Origin of the sequence: Paenibacillus alginolyticus DSM 5050 = NBRC 15375, assembly GCF_000422905.1 — a bacterium.
GTDB lineage: Bacteria > Bacillota > Bacilli > Paenibacillales > NBRC-103111 > Paenibacillus_E > Paenibacillus_E alginolyticus.
Genome location: NZ_AUGY01000055.1, coordinates 1 through 17,298 on the forward strand (window position 1 = coordinate 1; position 17,298 = coordinate 17,298).

Sequence of the window (17,298 nt, forward strand, 5' to 3'; positions counted from 1 at the left end):
CGACATGAAAATTTCTCCAACTGGGATTCCCATCTGTCCGGCAGGTAAAGAAATGAAGACTTATGGATACGACAACACGCGAGACCGCCAGAAATGGATATGTCCTATGATGAAAGACCGAACCACCAACACGTGCCCCACTCCAAGCTCCGTTGCCAAGTACGGACGAACCTACCATACATGCAGCAAGGACAATTCTCGCTTATTTTCTGGTGTCGTCAGAGGCACTGAAGAGTGGAAGCTTGTTTACAAACGCCGAACCACCGTTGAACGTTCCAACAAACGAGAGAAGATTGACTACAAGCTAGAGGCCGGTCGCCATCGCTCTACAAAGATGTGGTAAATCCGCATTTACGGCATTACGATGTGCCAGCACATTGATGCTTGGTACTCGGAGAATCGCCAAACCCTCGAAGCCATGAGGGATGATATTTTGCCTCAAAACGCTTAGTTTTTTTGACGACCTCTTAAAAGGTCTCTTTGTCATTCACATTTTTGGAAACAGGATGAAAATACCCTCCTGGTTATTTTTCAATCCAAATTTCCAGTTATTTTACCGTAATTCCGCCCATTTCCCCCTCTGAATTCCGAGAGTCTATTATTTATATGTAATTAATTATACCCTTTCAGGCTCAAAAGTTGGTGAATGATTTACTAACTCCAAATTTTAAAAAGCATGCTGAGCGGCAACATTCTTCTTCTTTATAATACGACATCCCTCATATGCCTTCGCCGATAAAGAAATCTGGATAGGGCTGATTCGTTTGCTTTCTAGTCGCACTGATGATTAGAGCAGCTATTCCTAATAATGTCATCGTAAAATACGTATACCGGAATGCAGAAATCATTACCTGCTCTCCTGTCTTGTGAACTTGCGTATTCAATGAAAAGAATAATTGATAAAATAATCCACCGAACGTAACACCGAAGCCCATCCCGAATGTTCTAGCCATATTTAGAATGCCTCCTGCAACCCCCAGACGGCTAGATGGCGCACTCCCCATCACGCTGCTGTTATTAGGAGGGGTAAATGTCCCCATGCCTACTCCCAAAAGGAACAAACCTGCTATCAACAAAATATAAGTGTAGTTCCCGCCTATAAATCCCAGAAGCAAACAACCTGTGCTCGCAAAGCTCATCCCTATAACAGTAGGGACACGAATTCCAAACTTATCTGCGATCATGCCGGATATGGGAGTAAATAGTGTCATTCCAAGGGGAATAATAGTTAAAATCAATCCAGATGTAATCGTCGTTACATGTAATATGCTTTCAATAAAATAAGGCGTTAACAACAAAACCGCATACATGATTGTGAATGAAAGCACACCGGTTATATTTCCGTAAGTGAATGAAGAATTTCGAAATAACGCGAAGTCCACTAAAGGGGCCTTACATCGAAGTTCCTCTCTCACAAAACCCGCGAAGCCAATGAAAGCCATCACTATACAAAGCAAAATGGAAGGCGAAGTCCAGCCCTGCTTCGTTCCCATGTTCAAAACATAAATCAAACCAATCAAGCTTGGTGTCAAAAACAGAAAACCCCAATAGTCAAAATGTCTGGAACTGGATTTAGCCTTATCTTTAGGCAGTAGAAGAAAAGCTAAAATAGTCCCAATGATACCGATTGGAATATTAACAAAAAACAGCCATCGCCAATCGAAATAAGTTAGGATAGCTCCTCCCAAGGCAGGGCCCAAAGTTAACCCGATTCCTTGTGCACTGGCCTGTATTCCGATTGCTTTCCCACGATCGCCAGATGGCGTTATTGCAGTAATAATAGCAACACTATTAGCTTGCAGCATGGCAGCACCAACCGCTTGAAAGACCCTCCAAAGGAGTAATGCTGAAAGATCTGTGGATGCCCCGCATAGAAATGAGCTTATCATGAAGACCAGGAAACCTGAAGCATACATCCAGCGGCGTCCGAACATATCAGCGATCCGACCAAACGTCACAATAAGGGAAGCCAGTGTTAATAAGTAAACTAAGCTAACCCATTCTACAGCATTCATTCCAATATGGAATTGTTGTTGTAGGGCAGGGAGCGCAATATTGACGATACTAGCATCTAGAGCTGCCATGAAAGCACCTATACATACGGTAAATACAACAAACCAATGGTAACCGCTCTTTCTGCTGACTGCAGATAAAGGTAACTGATCCCATAATGAATTGCGTCCAAATACTTGTTGCATGGAAGTCCCCCCTATAAATTCGTTCATGACAAAATTGATCGATCTCATTAAGGAAATACCGTAAGCAGAAGAAAACTTACCATTTTCCAGAAAATGCAGGCTGCTTGTACGAAACCTCCTTCACAATTGGATCAATCTCAAGAAGTCTAGATATGCTCATACGTCTGTCTGCCTTCCACCAGTAATTTTCTAACAATGATTCATTGATATCGGTGTTTTAAATGAATCCTTAGTGCTAGGGGTTAGTTCTATCCAATTCAAAAGATCTTACATTTTGGATTTGAGGTCCTACACCCGGTCGACATTCGGATAGTGAAATAACGCCCCTAATAAGATCTGATTCTTATATATACTTATTATAACCAACTTTAATTCATAATGGAATAAACTCATGTGTAATTGTTAGGTTTTTACACTAGTATTTATATACAAACCTATAGGTTTTCTCGTCTTAATTCCTTATTGAATTTATGTGCTTAGTAGGATATTTGACCATTTCCCTTGCTAGAAATAAATTATTGACCTTCTTACCGTTGCAGTTTCATTCACATTGGCTGTTTTAGCAAATCTAGAATCCTTTGTTGAAAATAAAAAAGAGGATAGCGACCATTTTCTCCGCGACCCTCGCATCACAGAAATGGAAGCAGAGACAATCAGGGAGCGAACTCATGCTGGATTACAAGCTGCACGGGCTAGGGGCAGGAAAGGCGGTCGTCCGCCCATGGATAAAAATAAAATTGACATGGCTCTGACTCTCTACGATAGCAAAAAATATACAATTAAGGAAATCACAGAACGTACGGGTGTGTCTAAAGCGAAAATTTATCAAACACTGAAAAACCGGACTAATCACCACATCAAGGTTTGAGATAATCAAATGACCTTTATGTTAGGCGAAAGGTGTGAAGTCGTTGAGAGGAAAAGAATTATTAACCGTAGAGCAGCAAGAAGAATTTATGCAGATCCCGTCTTTTAGGCACGTACTATACGTTTCTCAACATGAATCCAAATCGATTACGCCAGTTGTCCAAAGTTGGAGCGAGATATGAACCTCATTCCTTATAGATGCCTTTTATGCGGCGGATCAAGGAGGCGGAGCGCAGGGTTGCACAAATCAGCGAGTCTGTGGGTTACTTGGATGGTCTCATCCCAACCGAGTGACAGCTTGGCATTTATACTAGCGGAGTCGAGAATATGGGAGGATGGCATTCATCCGGTCTAATACTTTATAGTGCTTGGTTCGATTCGTGCCCAATTCTCTTTCGGAACAAGGTATTCAACGAAATCTTTATGCTGACGGCTGCCGACAATGGAAACGTCACCGGAACGAACGACCACGAGGAGCCACGATGACGCCCACAGATCCGTTCACGAGCACCGGCCGATCCCTTCCATGTAGCGTATGGTCAGGTAGAACTGACTCTTCAAAAAGCAAGCGGCCCTGCCGCTGACGATGCGAACATAGCCACTAGATCACCTACTAGTTGTACAAGAGTGGGGACCGATAAGCCACCGCCTGTAGGTGATTCCGATGCGCCTGGAATAGTTCCACAAGCCAGTTGTGATCGTTCATGCGCAACATTCCTTCCTTCCTTCCTTCCTTCCTTCCTTCCTTCGTTTCCTTTTTACTTATATGTCGTACGAAAGTGCAACACGATCGTGACATCGGGTGAAGGTACATAGATGACGGTTAATTCCTTCGCCCGCCAAAGCTGGGCCAGGCGATAACCGCCGAATTGGCGACCGGCTCAAATGCAGTGTCATTTCGGAGTACGATATTCGGGTCTAATACTGGGATTTTCGATTCGTTAGCCCTTCACGCTGCCTGCTGTATCGCCCTGAATAATTTGCCGCTGCAAAACACTATAAATCGCAATGGCCGGAACGACATCACGGATGCGGTAAGAGCGCCATAGTTCATTTGAAATTTATCCATAAAAGAAACAACCGCTAAGAATGCTGCAATGACAAACACCGAGAGTGGGATACCGCAAGCTGTATAAGGAACATTCAAGGCAAGAGGCGTATTGTAGATCCCCATATTCTTGATCATGATATACAAAGGAATGAGCAGCGATGCCGGATGATGCCGCTTGCGCTTCTTCTCATATTAGTATTCGACCTCCTCTGACCCTTTGGTAATAAAATGGAAGATGAGTGTCAATAGGACAGTGAATTAGAAAATGATGATCGATATCGCATTGGCGTAACCAAACAAGGACATGGAATAGGCCTGCTTGTACATATAAGTTGCCATAACCTCAGAGCTGCCGAATGGGCCCCCTTTTGACATAATAAACACGATATCCAGTGCTTTCATCGCCCCCGTAATGGATAGCATCAGCACAACAAGAATGACAGGACGTATAAGAGGAACGGTAATATGGCGCGACTTCAACCAACCGACAGCACCATCGATCTCGCCTGCTTCTTGAACATCTTTGGATATCGCAAAAATCGCAGCCAAAACGAGAACGATATAAAATCCGGTCCACTGCCAGGCATTCGTAACTAGAATGGCTAGCATCGAATAGCCTTCTTCACCCAGCCATAGATGTGTCCATTTCTCAAGCCCCATCGCGCGTAACAACTGATTCACTAAACCCGCATCAGGATGATAGATGAATTGCCAGATCACGCCGACAATGGCCGTCGATAGCACGCTCGGCAAAAAAACGGTCGTTTTGTAGAAGTCCAGAAACCTGCGAGCTCCACTAATCAAAATCGAGAAAAAGATGATGATTGGGATTTGTACAAACACGGAAAAAAGTACGAAATAAATATTGTTCTTGAGGGCGATCCAAAACTTCTCATCATGGAAAGCCTTCATGAAATTATCCAAGCCATTGAAGTCGGATCGTTAATTCCGTTCCAGCTTGTTACCGAGTACTTCAAGGAGCTGACCATGGGTAAGATGTAAAAGATCATGTAGAGCACCACGCCCGGAACGATGAACAGCGCGTAGGCAAGCGGATTGCGTAATACTTTATTCATGTTATCCCCCATCTTTCGATAATAATGACTTAATCTGTCACGGAGGCGCAGCTTCAATGACCATAAATCAGGACACCACCGCGTACGTGTGGTGCCCTGCGCTTTTATTCAATCTTTATGATTTAGCATCTTGTGCAGCTTGCATTTTCTCTGCAGCTTTCTGCGGCGTTACTTTACCGCCCATCAACTCTTCCATCGTACCTTCCAGCGTTTTCTTAACAGCTGGTGAAACCAGTGCGTCGAATGCTGGGAAAGCGCCTTTCTTAGCGGAAAGCTGACCTTTCACGACTTCTGCGACTAAACCTGAAGCATCACCGATATCAGCTAGCTTCATGGCTGGAATGTTGCCGGATTCTTTCAAAGCGCGTTTCTGATTCGATTCTGTATAGAAGTTTTTGATAAACGCTTTAACCGCTTTCAGTTCACTGTCGTTCAGCTTGGAAGAGAAACCGTAACCGTTTGACCAACCGCCGTTGATCATATCATCCCCTGCACCGCCCAGGTTCGGGAAGTTAAAGAAGCTTGCATCTGCAGCGACAGTGGAGTTTTTACCCATGATTCCACCTGCAGCCCAGCTGCCATCGAACAACATTGCCGCTTGACCTGTGTAGAATTTAGCTTGGCCGTCCGAATATTTCGTTGCGATCACGTTTTTATCAATATAGCCTTTTTGTTTCAACTCATCCAGCTTCTTGAACGCCTCGACGACAGGAGCCACGTTTTTGGAACCTGAACGCCTGCATCCTCGAACATTTTTTTGTTATAAAATACACCTTCAACATATCCCGCTCTTGGAAGACCATAGATCTTGCCATCAACGGTGAACTCGTTCAAGTTCATGAATTTGTCTTTCAATCCAAGCTCAGCGAGAATCGGGTCAGATCAAGCAGACGACCCGCTTTGGAATAGTTCTGAGTATCCGCTCCACCGAAAAGGTCAAAAATAGGCGGCGGGCTGCCCGCTTGCATCTCAGCTTTGAGCTTCGTATCGCGGTTGACAACATCTTCCACGCCATCCAGCTCAAATTTCAATCCAGGTATCTCAGCTTCTGTTGCTTTTACAACATCTTGCAAGATAGCAAGATTAGCTTTCGCCGTATCTTTGATTTCTATGTGGCGCAGAACCATCTTGAATTCTTTCGGCTTTGCCGTTTCCGCCGGTTTAACCGATGCAGCGGGAGCAGCTGAAGCAGGAGCGGTTGAAGAGGATGCTGTCTTTGTGTCCCCGCCCGAACCGCACGCTATGGATGTTGCTGCCATTGCCATAACCATTGCCAAAGATAATGCACTTTTCGTCTTTTTCATTCTTGACCTCCTACAGTTCGTTAACGATTTGCTTACACTTTGATTATAGAAATGGGGACTGGTAAATTATAGTCTGACATTTCGAGACTGAAGGGATAAAATTCTCTATTCTGCCTCATTTGGCATATTGAGGGAAACCAAAAAATCCCCTGCAAGCTGAGGAGTCTAAGTTTCAAGAACGTAGACACTTCAGCTTGCAGGGGATTTAACTATATTCTATATTTAATGTTTTTATTGATTTCTATTAGGCTGTTGCTTCAACTTCATCGTGCACAGTTTTGATTTGAATCATAACCGTATTCGCATCCGTCAACACTTCAATGCCATCTTTGAAAATCAGGTCGGAAACAAGAAGCTTATCTCCCGTATCAAGGCCACTGATATCCACTTCCATGGAAGTTGGCAAATCACCAGGCATACAACGGACTTCTACTTCATAGATTTCGATCTGTAGAACCCCACCGGATTTGACTCCGATTGCTTCTCCAGAAAACTGGATAGTAACTTTACTGTCCATGATTTGAGTCATGTTTACATGATGAAAGTCGATATGCAGCAGATTGCCCGACATCGCATCCCTTTGGACGCTCTGAACAATGACCGGAATGACTTTTTCATCGGATGTATTGCCTTGCAGGATAGCTCGTGGATTTTTTTTCAAAATATCCAGCATTTCTTTTTCATTTACTTCTACGGATAAAGTATCTTTACCAATCCCATACAACACAGCCGGGATGCGCCCCTGTTTTCTTGCTTGATTCATGTGGGACTTTGTTTCACCAGTGCGCTTGTTCAATTGAATAAATTTACTCATTTGTTTGTTTCCTGCTCTCTTTGACCATAAATTCTTGTCAAACGAATTATAACATGACCATAAAATCTAGTCAAACTTTGATGAAAGCCTGCTCGTTCCTATTCATACTCCATAAATGGATCAGGGATTTCAATCTGATAAGCCTCTGCATCACTAACGCCAACAGAAAGGACGGCAAGACCATTGCCTGACCGTATAAGCCCACCGCTAAAAATAACATCTTCAAGATCCGGCCGTTTACCAGGACCTCTTGGAAAATCACTTCTTGCCGCAATAATTTTCATGGGTGTTTTCTCACAGGTCTCAGGGTCTATCGCAAAGACCATGGAATAATAATGCTTGTTTCCTACGGTATCAAAGCAAGCTACATGCCCCAGAACGCCCACACGGCCATTCCCCAGTAAATGTGCTTCGTTCGCACCTCCCCATTCTTCGGAGACAAATTGCTCTCTAAGAATTTCCGCATTGATGAAGGTTTGCTCATTGAGTTCCTCCAGCGAATTGATGATTGTAAATCCGATTTGCCCTCTTCCACCTCTTGCTCCTTGCGGTCTAGTAAATACACCTACTCGACCATCGTTAAGCTCAATTATACGAATATCTTTCATCGTACCAGGTCCAGAAGCGAAGTGACATAAGGAATCTATTTGAAAACCACGATAAAATTGGGTAACCCACGACACAATCTTACTCGGATTATCGACAGCCGTAATGACTTCAACTCCGCCAATTATTAGTTCCCCTTTGATGATGGTCATACATGGATCCTGCAAGTTATAGGTGTGAGTATGTATTCGTGGACTCCACACCTGATTCTTGCATGTAAAAAAGAAGACTTGAGAGAACTCGCTATCCCGTTCCTCAACTCTTCCTAATAGGACTTCCTCCCCGTCGTACTGAAACGGGGCCGTTATATTATATACATCACGATTTCCAACCCCAGAGAAAGCTAGTTTCTGCACTTTTGTTATTCTGGGGTTTGCATAAAAGGTTTCTAGATGCTGTTTACAGCTCTCCGTTTTAATCGATTTCCTTGTCATTGACGTCCTCCTGATAATCCATCGATGCATCTATCGTCCAATCACTTTCCACATCCATTTCGATGCCAATGAGCTGCCCAGGCTGGACATTAAAATACAGACAAAGCTTTAGCAATAAATCCCTAGGATACTGTACCATCTCATCCTTATACATACGACGAACGGAGTCAAAGTGGTAGTTAATCTCTTTAGCGAGCCTACGTATCGATAATTTAGGATCATGATTCTCCATGACTTCTTTTAGTTTACTGCGTATGACTGACACACATACACCCCCTCCATAAATATATAGGGTACGCGATGGAGAGTCAATGAATTGACAAGAAAAAATGGTCATGTTATAGTGAAAACAGGAAATAATTTGGAATTTTCTGAAAATAATATACCCTTTCCCCCAAAAGAATTAAAGACCTATCTTTATATTCTTTTTTTTGTGTTCCAAAAATCGCGAACCAACATGGAGGCTTATTATATGAAGTATACAAGCAGCAATCGGAATATCGTTTTTCTAGGTACTAGCCTGCCGAGAGAATGCGGCATAGCTACATTTACACAAGATTTATTAGATGAACTCCAGAACATCAAAGGCTTTAACAAGCCTCGTATCATTGCCATCAATAACAACGAAGCTTACGACTATCAAGAGCAAGTGATGAGGGAAATTGACCAACATAAGCTATCGGATTATATAGAAACGGCCGATTATCTTAGCTCATCAGACGTTGATCTTCTCGTTATCCAGCATGAATTCGGTATTTACGGCGGAGAAAGCGGTGAATACTTGATTCCATTCGTCGAAAGACTGACTATTCCGTATGTCGTCATTTTTCATACCGTGTTAACCAAACCTTCTCCCAAGCAGCACCACATCATGAACCGAGTTGCAGAGCTAAGTGTTAAAGTTGTCACGATGGCGCAGTCTACAGTAACCGATCTGATCTCCATATATGGCGTTGATGCTGCCAAAATCGCTTTCATTCATCATGGTGTACCCCATGTCCAAACCGGATCAAGATCAGAACTTAAAGAGCAATATGGCTTTGCAGATCGAAAAATATTATCCACCTTTGGGTTTTTAAGTCCTGGTAAAGGAATTGAATACAGCATTGAGGCCATGCGCGGAGTGGTCAAACAGCATCCGGATTCTCTCTATATCATTTGGGGGAAAACACATCCGGTCGTTAAACAAGAAACAGGCGAGGTATACCGACAAAAGCTGATGAGTCTTGTGGAAGAATTTGATTTAACTCGTAATGTTCGCTTCGTTGACAAGCTTTTGACGCAGGATGAAGTCATTCAATCGCTAGTCATGTCAGACATTTATATGACTCCTTATTTAGGCAAGGATCAGGCCGTTAGCGGAACTTTGGCGTACGGAGTCGGTTATGGAAGGGTTATTGTCTCCACGCCTTACCGATATGCCGAGGAAATGCTGGCAGAGGGCAGGGGCTTACTTGCAAATTTCCACGATTCAGCCTCTTTGGAAGCTTGCATCCTTCAATTACTGAATGACCCTACTAGAATAGCTGAAATGGAAAGTCGTACGCTCGAACTCGGAAGAACCATGTTGTGGAACGAAATTGCCAAAACCTATGCCGCCATCTTCCAAGAGAAAATAATAGATTCAGAGTCTACTAAAGTAAAGAATCACGATGCCAGTTTCGCTAAAGTAAAACACATAGGAGTGATTTAATGCAAGTACAAAAGATACGGCAGTTTAAGTCCGATTATATGCGCAGGATAACGGATGATACAGGCATTTTTCAACATACCAAATTTGGCGTACCCGACCGCTCGAAAGGTTATACGACGGATGATAACGCACGGGCATTAATCGCAGCCATTTTATTGTACAGCAGTAATAAAGATTCCAGCACGTTAGACCTCATTCATACTTACGTTTCCTTCATTCACCATGCACAGAATACAGATGGAAATTTTAGAAACTTTTTAGATTATAACCGTTCATTCACGGAGGATAGCGGCTCTGAAGATTGTCAAGGACGCACACTATGGGCATTAGGATTCGCGCTCGCCCATTCCTCTTTGCTGCCCGATAATGTACTTAATACCTGTCGTTATTTAATCAATCAGGCATTACCGCATATCGAGAAGCTAGGTTCTCCTCGTGCTGGAGCTTATGCAGTAATCGGTCTAAGTTATTTAATAGAAACCCCTGGTGCTTTAACTTACTCCTTCCCCTATCTCCACACGCCAAGCACCGCAGAAGAAAAGGCTTTTCTACCTAGGGCATTCATCATCAATTTGATCGAAAAAATAGCGGTCCGACTGCACAATCAATATATTCGCAATAAGGGAAACGGCTGGAATTGGTTTGAAGACAGCCTTACCTACGGAAACTCCATGCTTCCATGGGCACTTTTAAAAGCATCACATATCTCTGATAACGTTAGTTTGAAGGAAACGGCTAAGGAAAGTCTGGAATTTCTAGTATCCAAAACCTTTGCAAAAGAAGGATATTATAAGCCGATTGGCAGCCATGGTTGGCAGTTGCGTGACGAAAAGGCCGCTCCCTACGATGAACAGCCGATTGAAGCCTGTGAAATGCTTCTTGCGTGTAAAGAAGCCGCGATCGTGCTCCAAAACCCAGCTTATCTGAAGATAGCAGCCTCATGCTATGAATGGTATTTAGGCCATAATTCATTAAAAATGTCTCTCATTGATCCTCAAACAGGAGCTTGTTACGATGGCATCCATGCCACAGGGCTTAACCTTAATCAAGGCTCTGAGAGTATCATTTCCTTCTCCATTGCTCATTTGGTGATGCATCATGAATAAATTTGCTACCATCCTTGCAGGAGGGGGCGGAACCCGCTTCTGGCCGCTGTCTAGACAAGAGATTCCAAAGCAGCTTCTAAATATTAGTGGAAATGATATTATGCTAAATGATACGATCGAACGCTTCAAAGGCATTATCCCTCAAGAAAATACCGTTATTGTTACGAATCGCTCTCAAGCGGTTCTGCTGGAAAGTATCATGCATAGCAGTGTATCGAAAAGTAACATTTTGATCGAGCCCGTTGCCAGAAACACGGCTGCAAGCATACTTTTCGCGGCGTTATCTATAGAAAAATCACACGGTGATTCCTTAATGGTTGTATTGCCTTCCGATCATTATATAACCGATGAAGAACAATTTCGGCTTACATTAGACGAAGCTTGTACGGTCGCAATGAAGACGGACAAAATCGTTACCATCGGAATTAAGCCGACATTCCCATCTACTGGGTACGGTTATATCGCCTTTGATAAAGAACCCATTTCTTCCAATCCTGTTGCCGTATACGAAGTAGCTGAATTTGTAGAAAAACCGAACTTTCAGAAAGCACAAGGCTATCTGTCATCCGGTAATTATTTATGGAATAGCGGCATTTTCATTTGGAAAACTTCCGTCATTATTGATAATTTCAAGCGTTACCTGCCTCGGCTGTATAAGACAATGCTTCCAATCAGCGATTATCTAGGCACGGATCAGGCAGAAGAAATCATTAATAACATCTATCCAACGCTTCAAAACATTTCGATTGATTACGGAATCCTTGAGCGGTCAGATGAAGTCGTTGTTCTGTCTGGTCAATTTGGCTGGAATGATATCGGCAGCTGGGATGCGCTCGGCGCGATCTTCCCTCCGGATCCATCAGGAAATATTATTAAAGCAAATCATATGGGCATAGATACACGAAATTCCATCATATACGGGAATGGCAGACTAATCACAACAATTGGCGTTGACGGCTTCATCATTGCGGACACTGGGGATGCACTTTTAATATGTCCCAAAGACAAGGCGCAATCCGTTAAAGATATTGTCGACCTGCTGAAGGAAAAAGGAATGACGGAGTATATTTAGCCCTTCTGCCTTACTCTGGTGAAGATAATGGAGCAGCCACCACTTTGGGACCGCGATATTTGAAGAAGAAGGCCACACAGATAAGCGCCAAGCCGTTGATGGCAAAAACGAGCGGAATACCGATCCAACCGCCCAAAAAACCACCGATAATTGGACCACTCATGGTTCCGAGCTGTGTAGCGGACTGATTTAAACTAAACGCTCGTCCTCTAAAGCTGGAGTCCGTAAATTTCACGATGAGCGCGTTTAATGCCGGATAGACGGCAGCAAAAAACAACCCATAGCTAAACCTCAGAATGCCAAACGCCAGCAAATGATGAGTACCCAACTGAAGCAGATTCCCTATTCCTCCGCCAATTAGGCCGATGAATAGGGTTTTGGAGTAGGTGATTTTCTGTCCGAGTTTCCCCCATCTCGGTGCTGCAATGACGGTTGCGATGCCCACCGCAGAGAAAATAATGCCTGAGCTCAGCGAAGCCGAGCTTTTGTTGCCGCCCATTTGCAGCACATAGATGGTAAGCAGCGGCTCGACAATCATGACCGAAGTTGCCACCAGCATGGTGACCCCTAGTATTATCATGAAAGGGCGATTATGAGCAGCCGACTTCAAATCATCCATAACACCCGACCTCACAGCCGAGCGATTAAAGTTCGTTTCCTTCGCCCCAAACAGCGCGATAAAGGCTGCGACTAAGACGACACAGCCGGAAACTAGGAACGATTCTCGGTTTCCCACCCAGTGGCTGACGAATCCGCCTACCAGCGGACCGATGACACTGCCGGCGGCTCCTGCCGTTGACATGACCCCCAGCGCATAACCAACTTCTTTTTCAGGCGTGTTCGTGGCCACTAAAGCGATGGAAGCAGGAACAAAACCGGCAAGCAGCCCCTGAAGAATCCGGACGACAAGAAATATGTAAGGATCATGAACGAAAAAAGTCGCAAAATAAAGCACGCTTAAGCTGAAACCCGAGCGAATCAACATCGGTTTACGGCCATACTTGTCCGCCAAAGAGCCCCAAAAAGGCGCAATTAAAGCACTAGCCAAAAAAGTGATGCCAAACGTAATACCAGACCAAGCTTCCAGGCCATTATCAATACCGAGCTCCGTATGTAGGAAGATAGGTAAGAAAGGAACTGAAATCGTATACGCCATGCCGCAGAAAAATACACCGATCCATAAAGTGATGAGATTACGTTTCCAGGAAAATGCCATGTGTTTACCCCCTGATGCTTAACGACTGAACGACCAAATACGAAAAACTCCCGACAACCGTGCTATGATATGTATATTTTATCATATTGTTTGAAGATTAGAAATTACATCGTGATTTATGAGAAAACCTCTATCGAGGCCATTCAAAGATGAGCGACCGCGTTTAGAGGTAAGTTTTATCGCCAATAAGAAAGCGGGTTTCGTGATCCGAAAACTTATACTTTCTTATGTGGTGAAAAAATAGCCGTTTCCCAAGGTCGATCACCTTTTGAGACGGCCATTTATTGTTTATATCTCATCAAAATCCGTATGGTTACCGTTGTCGGCGAAGTCGAGATCACCAGCAAGATCTCCCGACTGGTCACCTTGTTCATCTTCGGCGATATTTTGCAAATCATAAGCATTAATCGTGATAATCGGGTAAGCATGATTCGCAGCAATCTGCGCTGCCTGTTGTTTCATAAACTTGGGTGAACCCTCTGTATCTTCATCATAAACAAGAATGATGCCGTCCGAATTACGCAGCAGAAACTTGTCTCTTTCCTTGAACTGCCACGGTCCTTCGTATTTAGTCTTCGTCACGCTGTTCACGTAATTCGCGCGTTCCATGACGCTATTATAGCTATTTTTCTTATCATCGCTCCATTTTTCTTCTTGCTCAAGAAAAGGGGTAACGACAGCTAATTTCAGCTCTGGATAGGCGCCATCTCGAAGTTCAAGCACAGCCTCAGCCGCCCACAATTCAACCCCCCATTGTCCGCTGACAACGACCCACTCAAGTCCTTCTTCCATAAGTGCGATGAGTCTCTTCTTGATCGCTTTTTTGATAATTGGAATGCCTGGGTGCTTTAAAGAAAAAATGCCCAGCTCAGATGCTTTATAACCCGTTATTAAGACTCGTTTCAAAAGAGGTACACCACCTTGTTGACTCTACCTAACAGGTTAGCATAGTTATGCCTCGATAGAAAGATGAGGGGTATAAAATACAATTCCAAATCAATTGATCTAGCACACACTCATATAAGTCGGAAACGCATATAATAGATTACCACTACTTGAGAGGAGGAAATTAGTTGAACACTTCAAATAAATATCGGGTTTGTAAAAATTATGTTGGGCGTAAAGTCATGATAAAAACGACTCAAGGAACCTACCAGGGTACAATAGTAAAGGTAGATAAGAGTAGAGTTTATTTAAAAACAACTCGCAACAAAAATAAGGCTCAAGTCTCGTTTATCCCATTTATCTTACCGCTTGTACTTTTCGATTTATTAGCCATAATTCTGTTGGATACAAAGCCAAGACCATATATTTAATATCAAAAACCCCATCTTTTGATGAGGTTTTCTTTTTTTACAAGCTTAAGTTTTTAAATTAAGATTCTAAAGCCTCAACCAACCAAGGGTAGGCCTGACTCCCATTCACTTCATGAACACCTTCAAAGAGATGAACCCCCAGCTTCTCACCCGCACCCGCTTCATCATACACATTTCGCAAATACTGAATCGCCACTTCCACTGTTTCTATCGGAAAAATAGGATCCTGCTGGCCAGATGCAATGAACAGCGGACGAGGAGCAAGTAACCCGAGTAATTCGGGGAGCTCCGAATATTCCAAAACCCCAGGTAAGTAATTATCAATGCAGTGGTGAACATGCATAATGCTTCCTTTGAACGTATTCACAAAGGCGCAGAGTACCGTGGCTTTGATTCGTTCATCTATCGCTGCGGTATATGCGGCGATAAGCCCGCCTCCCGAAAAGCCAAAGGATCCCACTCTTGCTGGATCAACATCCTCTCGAGACAACACATAATCGAGCGCCCGCCGCGCCTCTTGAACACGTAACCCCGCCAGCGAGATGCCATATAAAAACAGATGTGATGCAAGTGTTTGACAGGATGAATTCCCGACTTTCCCATCCTTCTGATCCGCAGCCAGTCTTCGATCCCCGAATCCGATCATCTCAGGTACGACCACGATGAAGCCGCGTCTCACTAATTCCAAGGCATAATTGCCATGAAGATCCGGCTTACCTGTGTTATCAGTTCCATCCGGATGGAGTCCAACAATCTGGCGACTACCGTAACCATGTCCGTGCAGAGCCAGTACCGCTGCAGTTCGCTCGGTCAATCTTTTAGGTAATAACACATAGGCCGGAACTCGAAATCCCAAGACCGTTCCGAATTCGATACGCTCTCGAAAATGATCTTCGAGCTCAATGCGCTCTAAGAGAACAGGACGAAGCTCATCCTTTTCTTCCAAAGCTATATCTAGCGACTTGATCAGGCGCTGCTTCAATTTAATCTTAGTCTGTTCGGCATTCTCGGCCTGTTTCTGCTGCCAACGTTTAATCTCGTAGGAGTGATAGAGATTTTCCATGATTGAATCTGGATTCCACAACCAACCCCACCTCCATCTATTTTTTAAAAAGTAACAAGCTTATCCACCGCAACCGGTTGCCCCGTACGCATGGAAATATTACCTGCAATACCGGTCAAAATCGACATCGCCCCGTCAACATGAGAAGCAGCTCGCTCGAAGCGATCATTGGATGGCTGATCAAAAATGTCTTTCAAGAGGACAGGATCCCCGCCGCCATGACCGCCGACGCCTTCTTCAATTTCCACTTTATAAGGAGCCGCGAACATTGGAAATACCTTGATCGTCTTTTCCTTCAAAGCACCTTCGTCCTCTTTAAGACCACCGGAATTGACGTATGATTTCTCGACAACTCTCATTTCAATCCGCCCCTTGCTGCCATTGAATTGCACATTGAAGCCTTCCCAAGGCATATAAGCATTAAGCGAGTAGGTGAGAATGGCTTTGTTTTTATAGCGAACCATAACGCCCATTGTATCTTCAATACTAATTCCATCGCCAAAAACGCTTTGATCGCGTTGGTAGCCATCCTCGTGTTCCGCATCCAAATACAGACCCTTGAGATGTTCATTTTCATCTAAATGAAGCGCAAAAGGATCACCCTTCGCATTTTCATTCCCTGTCGCACGTTGATAAAAGTTAGTCACGCCGCGCTTCTCGGCATTTTCCCTGCCATAGAACATCAAGCCGCCCATAGCAAAAACAGTCTCAGGACGCGTCCCTAACCAGAAGTTCACAAGATCAAAATGATGCGTTGATTTGTGCACCAGCAGACCCCCGCCATTACGTTTATCGCGATGCCATCTGCGGAAATAGTCTGCCCCATGCTCCGTATTCAGCAGCCACTCAAAATGGACAGAATGCACATCACCAATCGCACCGTCCATAATTAACTCACGAATTTTCGTATTATGCGGAGCGTAACGGTAATTGAAAGTCACGCGAAGCTGCCGCCCTGTGCGTTTAATCGCATCAAGAATTTCTTGACATTTCTCTTCATCCACTGTCATCGGTTTCTCCGAAATGACATCACAACCAAGCTCCATCGCTTTAATAATGTAGGTATGATGTGTGCGATCAACTGATGTGACAATGACATAATCAGGCTTTTCTTTACGAATCATTTCCTCGAACTGATCCGCTTTATATGTGGGAACAGCATTATATTCATATTTATTGACGAGTAAACCATTCGTGAAATTCATTCTCGTTTGATTGATGTCACAAATCGCAACTAGCTCTGATGTTTCTTGAAAATCCTTCACGATAGCGCCATAGAAAAACTCCGCTCTTCCTCCGGTACCGACTAGTGCATAACGCTTTTTCATAAAAGTGAACCCCTCTCGCGTATATGGATATGTCTTCCTGTTCGAACGTCCTATTTCAAGATTAATACAATATTTGTTGTGTTTCTAATCAAATCTTGCTTATTGACTTTTATTCCTTGCATATTTTGCTATATAATTCGTATTAAAAGACCGA

Annotated in this window: 19 protein-coding genes and 1 pseudogene; 6 read left to right on the plus strand and 14 right to left on the minus strand. The window is 43.7% G+C overall.

The annotated features are described in order from the left end of the window. Nucleotides 1-343: pseudogene (locus G519_RS44145) on the plus strand (transposase); the annotation flags it as partial. Nucleotides 344-719: 376 nt separating this feature from the next. Here the strand turns inward: G519_RS44145 and G519_RS44150 are convergent. Next, a complete protein-coding gene (locus G519_RS44150) occupies nucleotides 720-2,198 on the minus strand; it encodes an MFS transporter (RefSeq protein WP_051253607.1) in 1,479 nt (492 codons plus the stop codon). Between the two features lie 550 nt (nucleotides 2,199-2,748). Here G519_RS44150 and G519_RS53085 point away from each other — a divergent pair. After that, a complete protein-coding gene (locus G519_RS53085; RefSeq protein WP_051253608.1) occupies nucleotides 2,749-3,066 on the plus strand; it encodes a helix-turn-helix domain-containing protein in 318 nt (105 codons plus the stop codon). A 948-nt stretch (nucleotides 3,067-4,014) separates the two neighbouring features. Here the strand turns inward: G519_RS53085 and G519_RS49205 are convergent. The 9 genes from G519_RS49205 to G519_RS44175 all read right to left on the minus strand — a co-directional run bounded on the left by G519_RS49205 (nucleotide 4,015) and on the right by G519_RS44175 (nucleotide 8,615). Further along, nucleotides 4,015-4,239: a hypothetical protein gene (locus tag G519_RS49205; protein ID WP_244280188.1), complete on the minus strand. Its 225-nt coding sequence runs from the start codon at nucleotides 4,237-4,239 to the stop codon at nucleotides 4,015-4,017. A 135-nt stretch (nucleotides 4,240-4,374) separates the two neighbouring features. Beyond that, nucleotides 4,375-5,028, minus strand: a complete 654-nt coding sequence (locus tag G519_RS44160; RefSeq protein WP_307720105.1) for a carbohydrate ABC transporter permease — start codon at nucleotides 5,026-5,028, stop codon at nucleotides 4,375-4,377. Continuing rightward, entirely contained in the window at nucleotides 5,025-5,192 is a 168-nt protein-coding gene (locus G519_RS53305) for a hypothetical protein (protein ID WP_307720104.1), read from the minus strand. Before G519_RS53305 ends, G519_RS44160 begins: the two co-directional genes overlap by 4 nt. A 115-nt stretch (nucleotides 5,193-5,307) precedes the next feature. Then, nucleotides 5,308-5,910 (minus strand): extracellular solute-binding protein, encoded by a 603-nt coding sequence (locus G519_RS52325; RefSeq protein ID WP_268633700.1) that lies wholly within the window; start codon nucleotides 5,908-5,910, stop codon nucleotides 5,308-5,310. Then, complete coding sequence (locus G519_RS53090; RefSeq protein WP_268633699.1) at nucleotides 5,868-6,032, minus strand: extracellular solute-binding protein; 165 nt, start codon at nucleotides 6,030-6,032, stop codon at nucleotides 5,868-5,870. The genes G519_RS52325 and G519_RS53090 overlap by 43 nt, the downstream gene beginning before the upstream one ends. An 11-nt stretch (nucleotides 6,033-6,043) precedes the next feature. After that, complete coding sequence (locus G519_RS52330; protein WP_244280189.1) at nucleotides 6,044-6,496, minus strand: type 2 periplasmic-binding domain-containing protein; 453 nt, start codon at nucleotides 6,494-6,496, stop codon at nucleotides 6,044-6,046. 244 nt (nucleotides 6,497-6,740) lie between these two features. Beyond that, entirely contained in the window at nucleotides 6,741-7,310 is a 570-nt protein-coding gene (locus G519_RS44170) for a 50S ribosomal protein L25 (protein ID WP_051253609.1), read from the minus strand. A 98-nt stretch (nucleotides 7,311-7,408) separates the two neighbouring features. Continuing rightward, nucleotides 7,409-8,350 (minus strand): DUF1861 family protein, encoded by a 942-nt coding sequence (locus tag G519_RS0122990; RefSeq protein WP_029196694.1) that lies wholly within the window; start codon nucleotides 8,348-8,350, stop codon nucleotides 7,409-7,411. After that, nucleotides 8,331-8,615 (minus strand): helix-turn-helix domain-containing protein, encoded by a 285-nt coding sequence (locus G519_RS44175; RefSeq protein WP_244280190.1) that lies wholly within the window; start codon nucleotides 8,613-8,615, stop codon nucleotides 8,331-8,333. The genes G519_RS0122990 and G519_RS44175 overlap by 20 nt, the downstream gene beginning before the upstream one ends. Before the next feature lie 207 nt (nucleotides 8,616-8,822). Here G519_RS44175 and G519_RS44180 point away from each other — a divergent pair, with 207 nt between their 5' ends. The 3 genes from G519_RS44180 to G519_RS0123010 are packed head-to-tail and all read left to right on the plus strand — an operon-like array spanning nucleotide 8,823 to nucleotide 12,221. Then, nucleotides 8,823-10,043, plus strand: coding sequence for a glycosyltransferase family 4 protein (locus G519_RS44180; RefSeq protein ID WP_051253617.1), 1,221 nt, complete (start codon nucleotides 8,823-8,825; stop codon nucleotides 10,041-10,043). Further along, nucleotides 10,043-11,149, plus strand: a complete 1,107-nt coding sequence (locus G519_RS0123005) for a glycosyl transferase (RefSeq protein ID WP_051253610.1) — start codon at nucleotides 10,043-10,045, stop codon at nucleotides 11,147-11,149. The genes G519_RS44180 and G519_RS0123005 overlap by 1 nt, the downstream gene beginning before the upstream one ends. Further along, nucleotides 11,142-12,221: a mannose-1-phosphate guanylyltransferase gene (locus G519_RS0123010; RefSeq protein ID WP_029196696.1), complete on the plus strand. Its 1,080-nt coding sequence runs from the start codon at nucleotides 11,142-11,144 to the stop codon at nucleotides 12,219-12,221. Before G519_RS0123005 ends, G519_RS0123010 begins: the two co-directional genes overlap by 8 nt. Nucleotides 12,222-12,231: 10 nt before the next feature. Here the strand turns inward: G519_RS0123010 and G519_RS0123015 are convergent, their stop codons facing one another. Both G519_RS0123015 and G519_RS44185 read right to left on the minus strand, forming a co-directional pair. After that, a complete protein-coding gene (locus G519_RS0123015; protein ID WP_029196697.1) occupies nucleotides 12,232-13,437 on the minus strand; it encodes an MFS transporter in 1,206 nt (401 codons plus the stop codon). Between the two features lie 288 nt (nucleotides 13,438-13,725). Then, nucleotides 13,726-14,343, minus strand: coding sequence for an SLOG family protein (locus G519_RS44185; protein ID WP_064743508.1), 618 nt, complete (start codon nucleotides 14,341-14,343; stop codon nucleotides 13,726-13,728). Between the two features lie 167 nt (nucleotides 14,344-14,510). On the opposite strand from G519_RS44185, the gene G519_RS0123025 reads away from it, so the two are divergent. Continuing rightward, the gene (locus G519_RS0123025; RefSeq protein WP_029196698.1) at nucleotides 14,511-14,753 is read left to right on the plus strand and encodes a hypothetical protein; all 243 of its coding nucleotides are present in this window, start codon (nucleotides 14,511-14,513) and stop codon (nucleotides 14,751-14,753) included. 58 nt (nucleotides 14,754-14,811) lie between these two features. On the opposite strand, the gene G519_RS0123030 is transcribed toward G519_RS0123025, so the two are convergent. Next, complete coding sequence (locus G519_RS0123030; RefSeq protein ID WP_029196699.1) at nucleotides 14,812-15,837, minus strand: dienelactone hydrolase family protein; 1,026 nt, start codon at nucleotides 15,835-15,837, stop codon at nucleotides 14,812-14,814. Nucleotides 15,838-15,860: 23 nt separating this feature from the next. Next, nucleotides 15,861-17,144: a Gfo/Idh/MocA family protein gene (locus G519_RS0123035; protein WP_029196700.1), complete on the minus strand. Its 1,284-nt coding sequence runs from the start codon at nucleotides 17,142-17,144 to the stop codon at nucleotides 15,861-15,863. Nucleotides 17,145-17,298 lie beyond the last annotated feature (154 nt).

Excerpts from the sequence above, each read along its gene's own strand:
- G519_RS44150 (WP_051253607.1), bottom strand. The coding sequence starts at position 2,198 with ATGCAACAAGTATTTGGACGCAATTCATTATGGGATCAGTTACCTTTA.
- G519_RS49205 (WP_244280188.1), bottom strand. The coding sequence starts at position 4,239 with ATGGGGATCTACAATACGCCTCTTGCCTTGAATGTTCCTTATACAGCT.
- G519_RS44160 (WP_307720105.1), bottom strand. The coding sequence starts at position 5,028 with ATGAAGGCTTTCCATGATGAGAAGTTTTGGATCGCCCTCAAGAACAAT.
- G519_RS53305 (WP_307720104.1), bottom strand. The coding sequence starts at position 5,192 with ATGAATAAAGTATTACGCAATCCGCTTGCCTACGCGCTGTTCATCGTT.
- G519_RS53090 (WP_268633699.1), bottom strand. The coding sequence starts at position 6,032 with ATGAACTTGAACGAGTTCACCGTTGATGGCAAGATCTATGGTCTTCCA.
- G519_RS52330 (WP_244280189.1), bottom strand. The coding sequence starts at position 6,496 with ATGAAAAAGACGAAAAGTGCATTATCTTTGGCAATGGTTATGGCAATG.
- G519_RS44170 (WP_051253609.1), bottom strand. The coding sequence starts at position 7,310 with ATGAGTAAATTTATTCAATTGAACAAGCGCACTGGTGAAACAAAGTCC.
- G519_RS0122990 (WP_029196694.1), bottom strand. The coding sequence starts at position 8,350 with ATGACAAGGAAATCGATTAAAACGGAGAGCTGTAAACAGCATCTAGAA.
- G519_RS44180 (WP_051253617.1), top strand. The coding sequence starts at position 8,823 with ATGAAGTATACAAGCAGCAATCGGAATATCGTTTTTCTAGGTACTAGC.
- G519_RS0123005 (WP_051253610.1), top strand. The coding sequence starts at position 10,043 with ATGCAAGTACAAAAGATACGGCAGTTTAAGTCCGATTATATGCGCAGG.
- G519_RS0123010 (WP_029196696.1), top strand. The coding sequence starts at position 11,142 with ATGAATAAATTTGCTACCATCCTTGCAGGAGGGGGCGGAACCCGCTTC.
- G519_RS0123015 (WP_029196697.1), bottom strand. The coding sequence starts at position 13,437 with ATGGCATTTTCCTGGAAACGTAATCTCATCACTTTATGGATCGGTGTA.
- G519_RS0123035 (WP_029196700.1), bottom strand. The coding sequence starts at position 17,144 with ATGAAAAAGCGTTATGCACTAGTCGGTACCGGAGGAAGAGCGGAGTTT.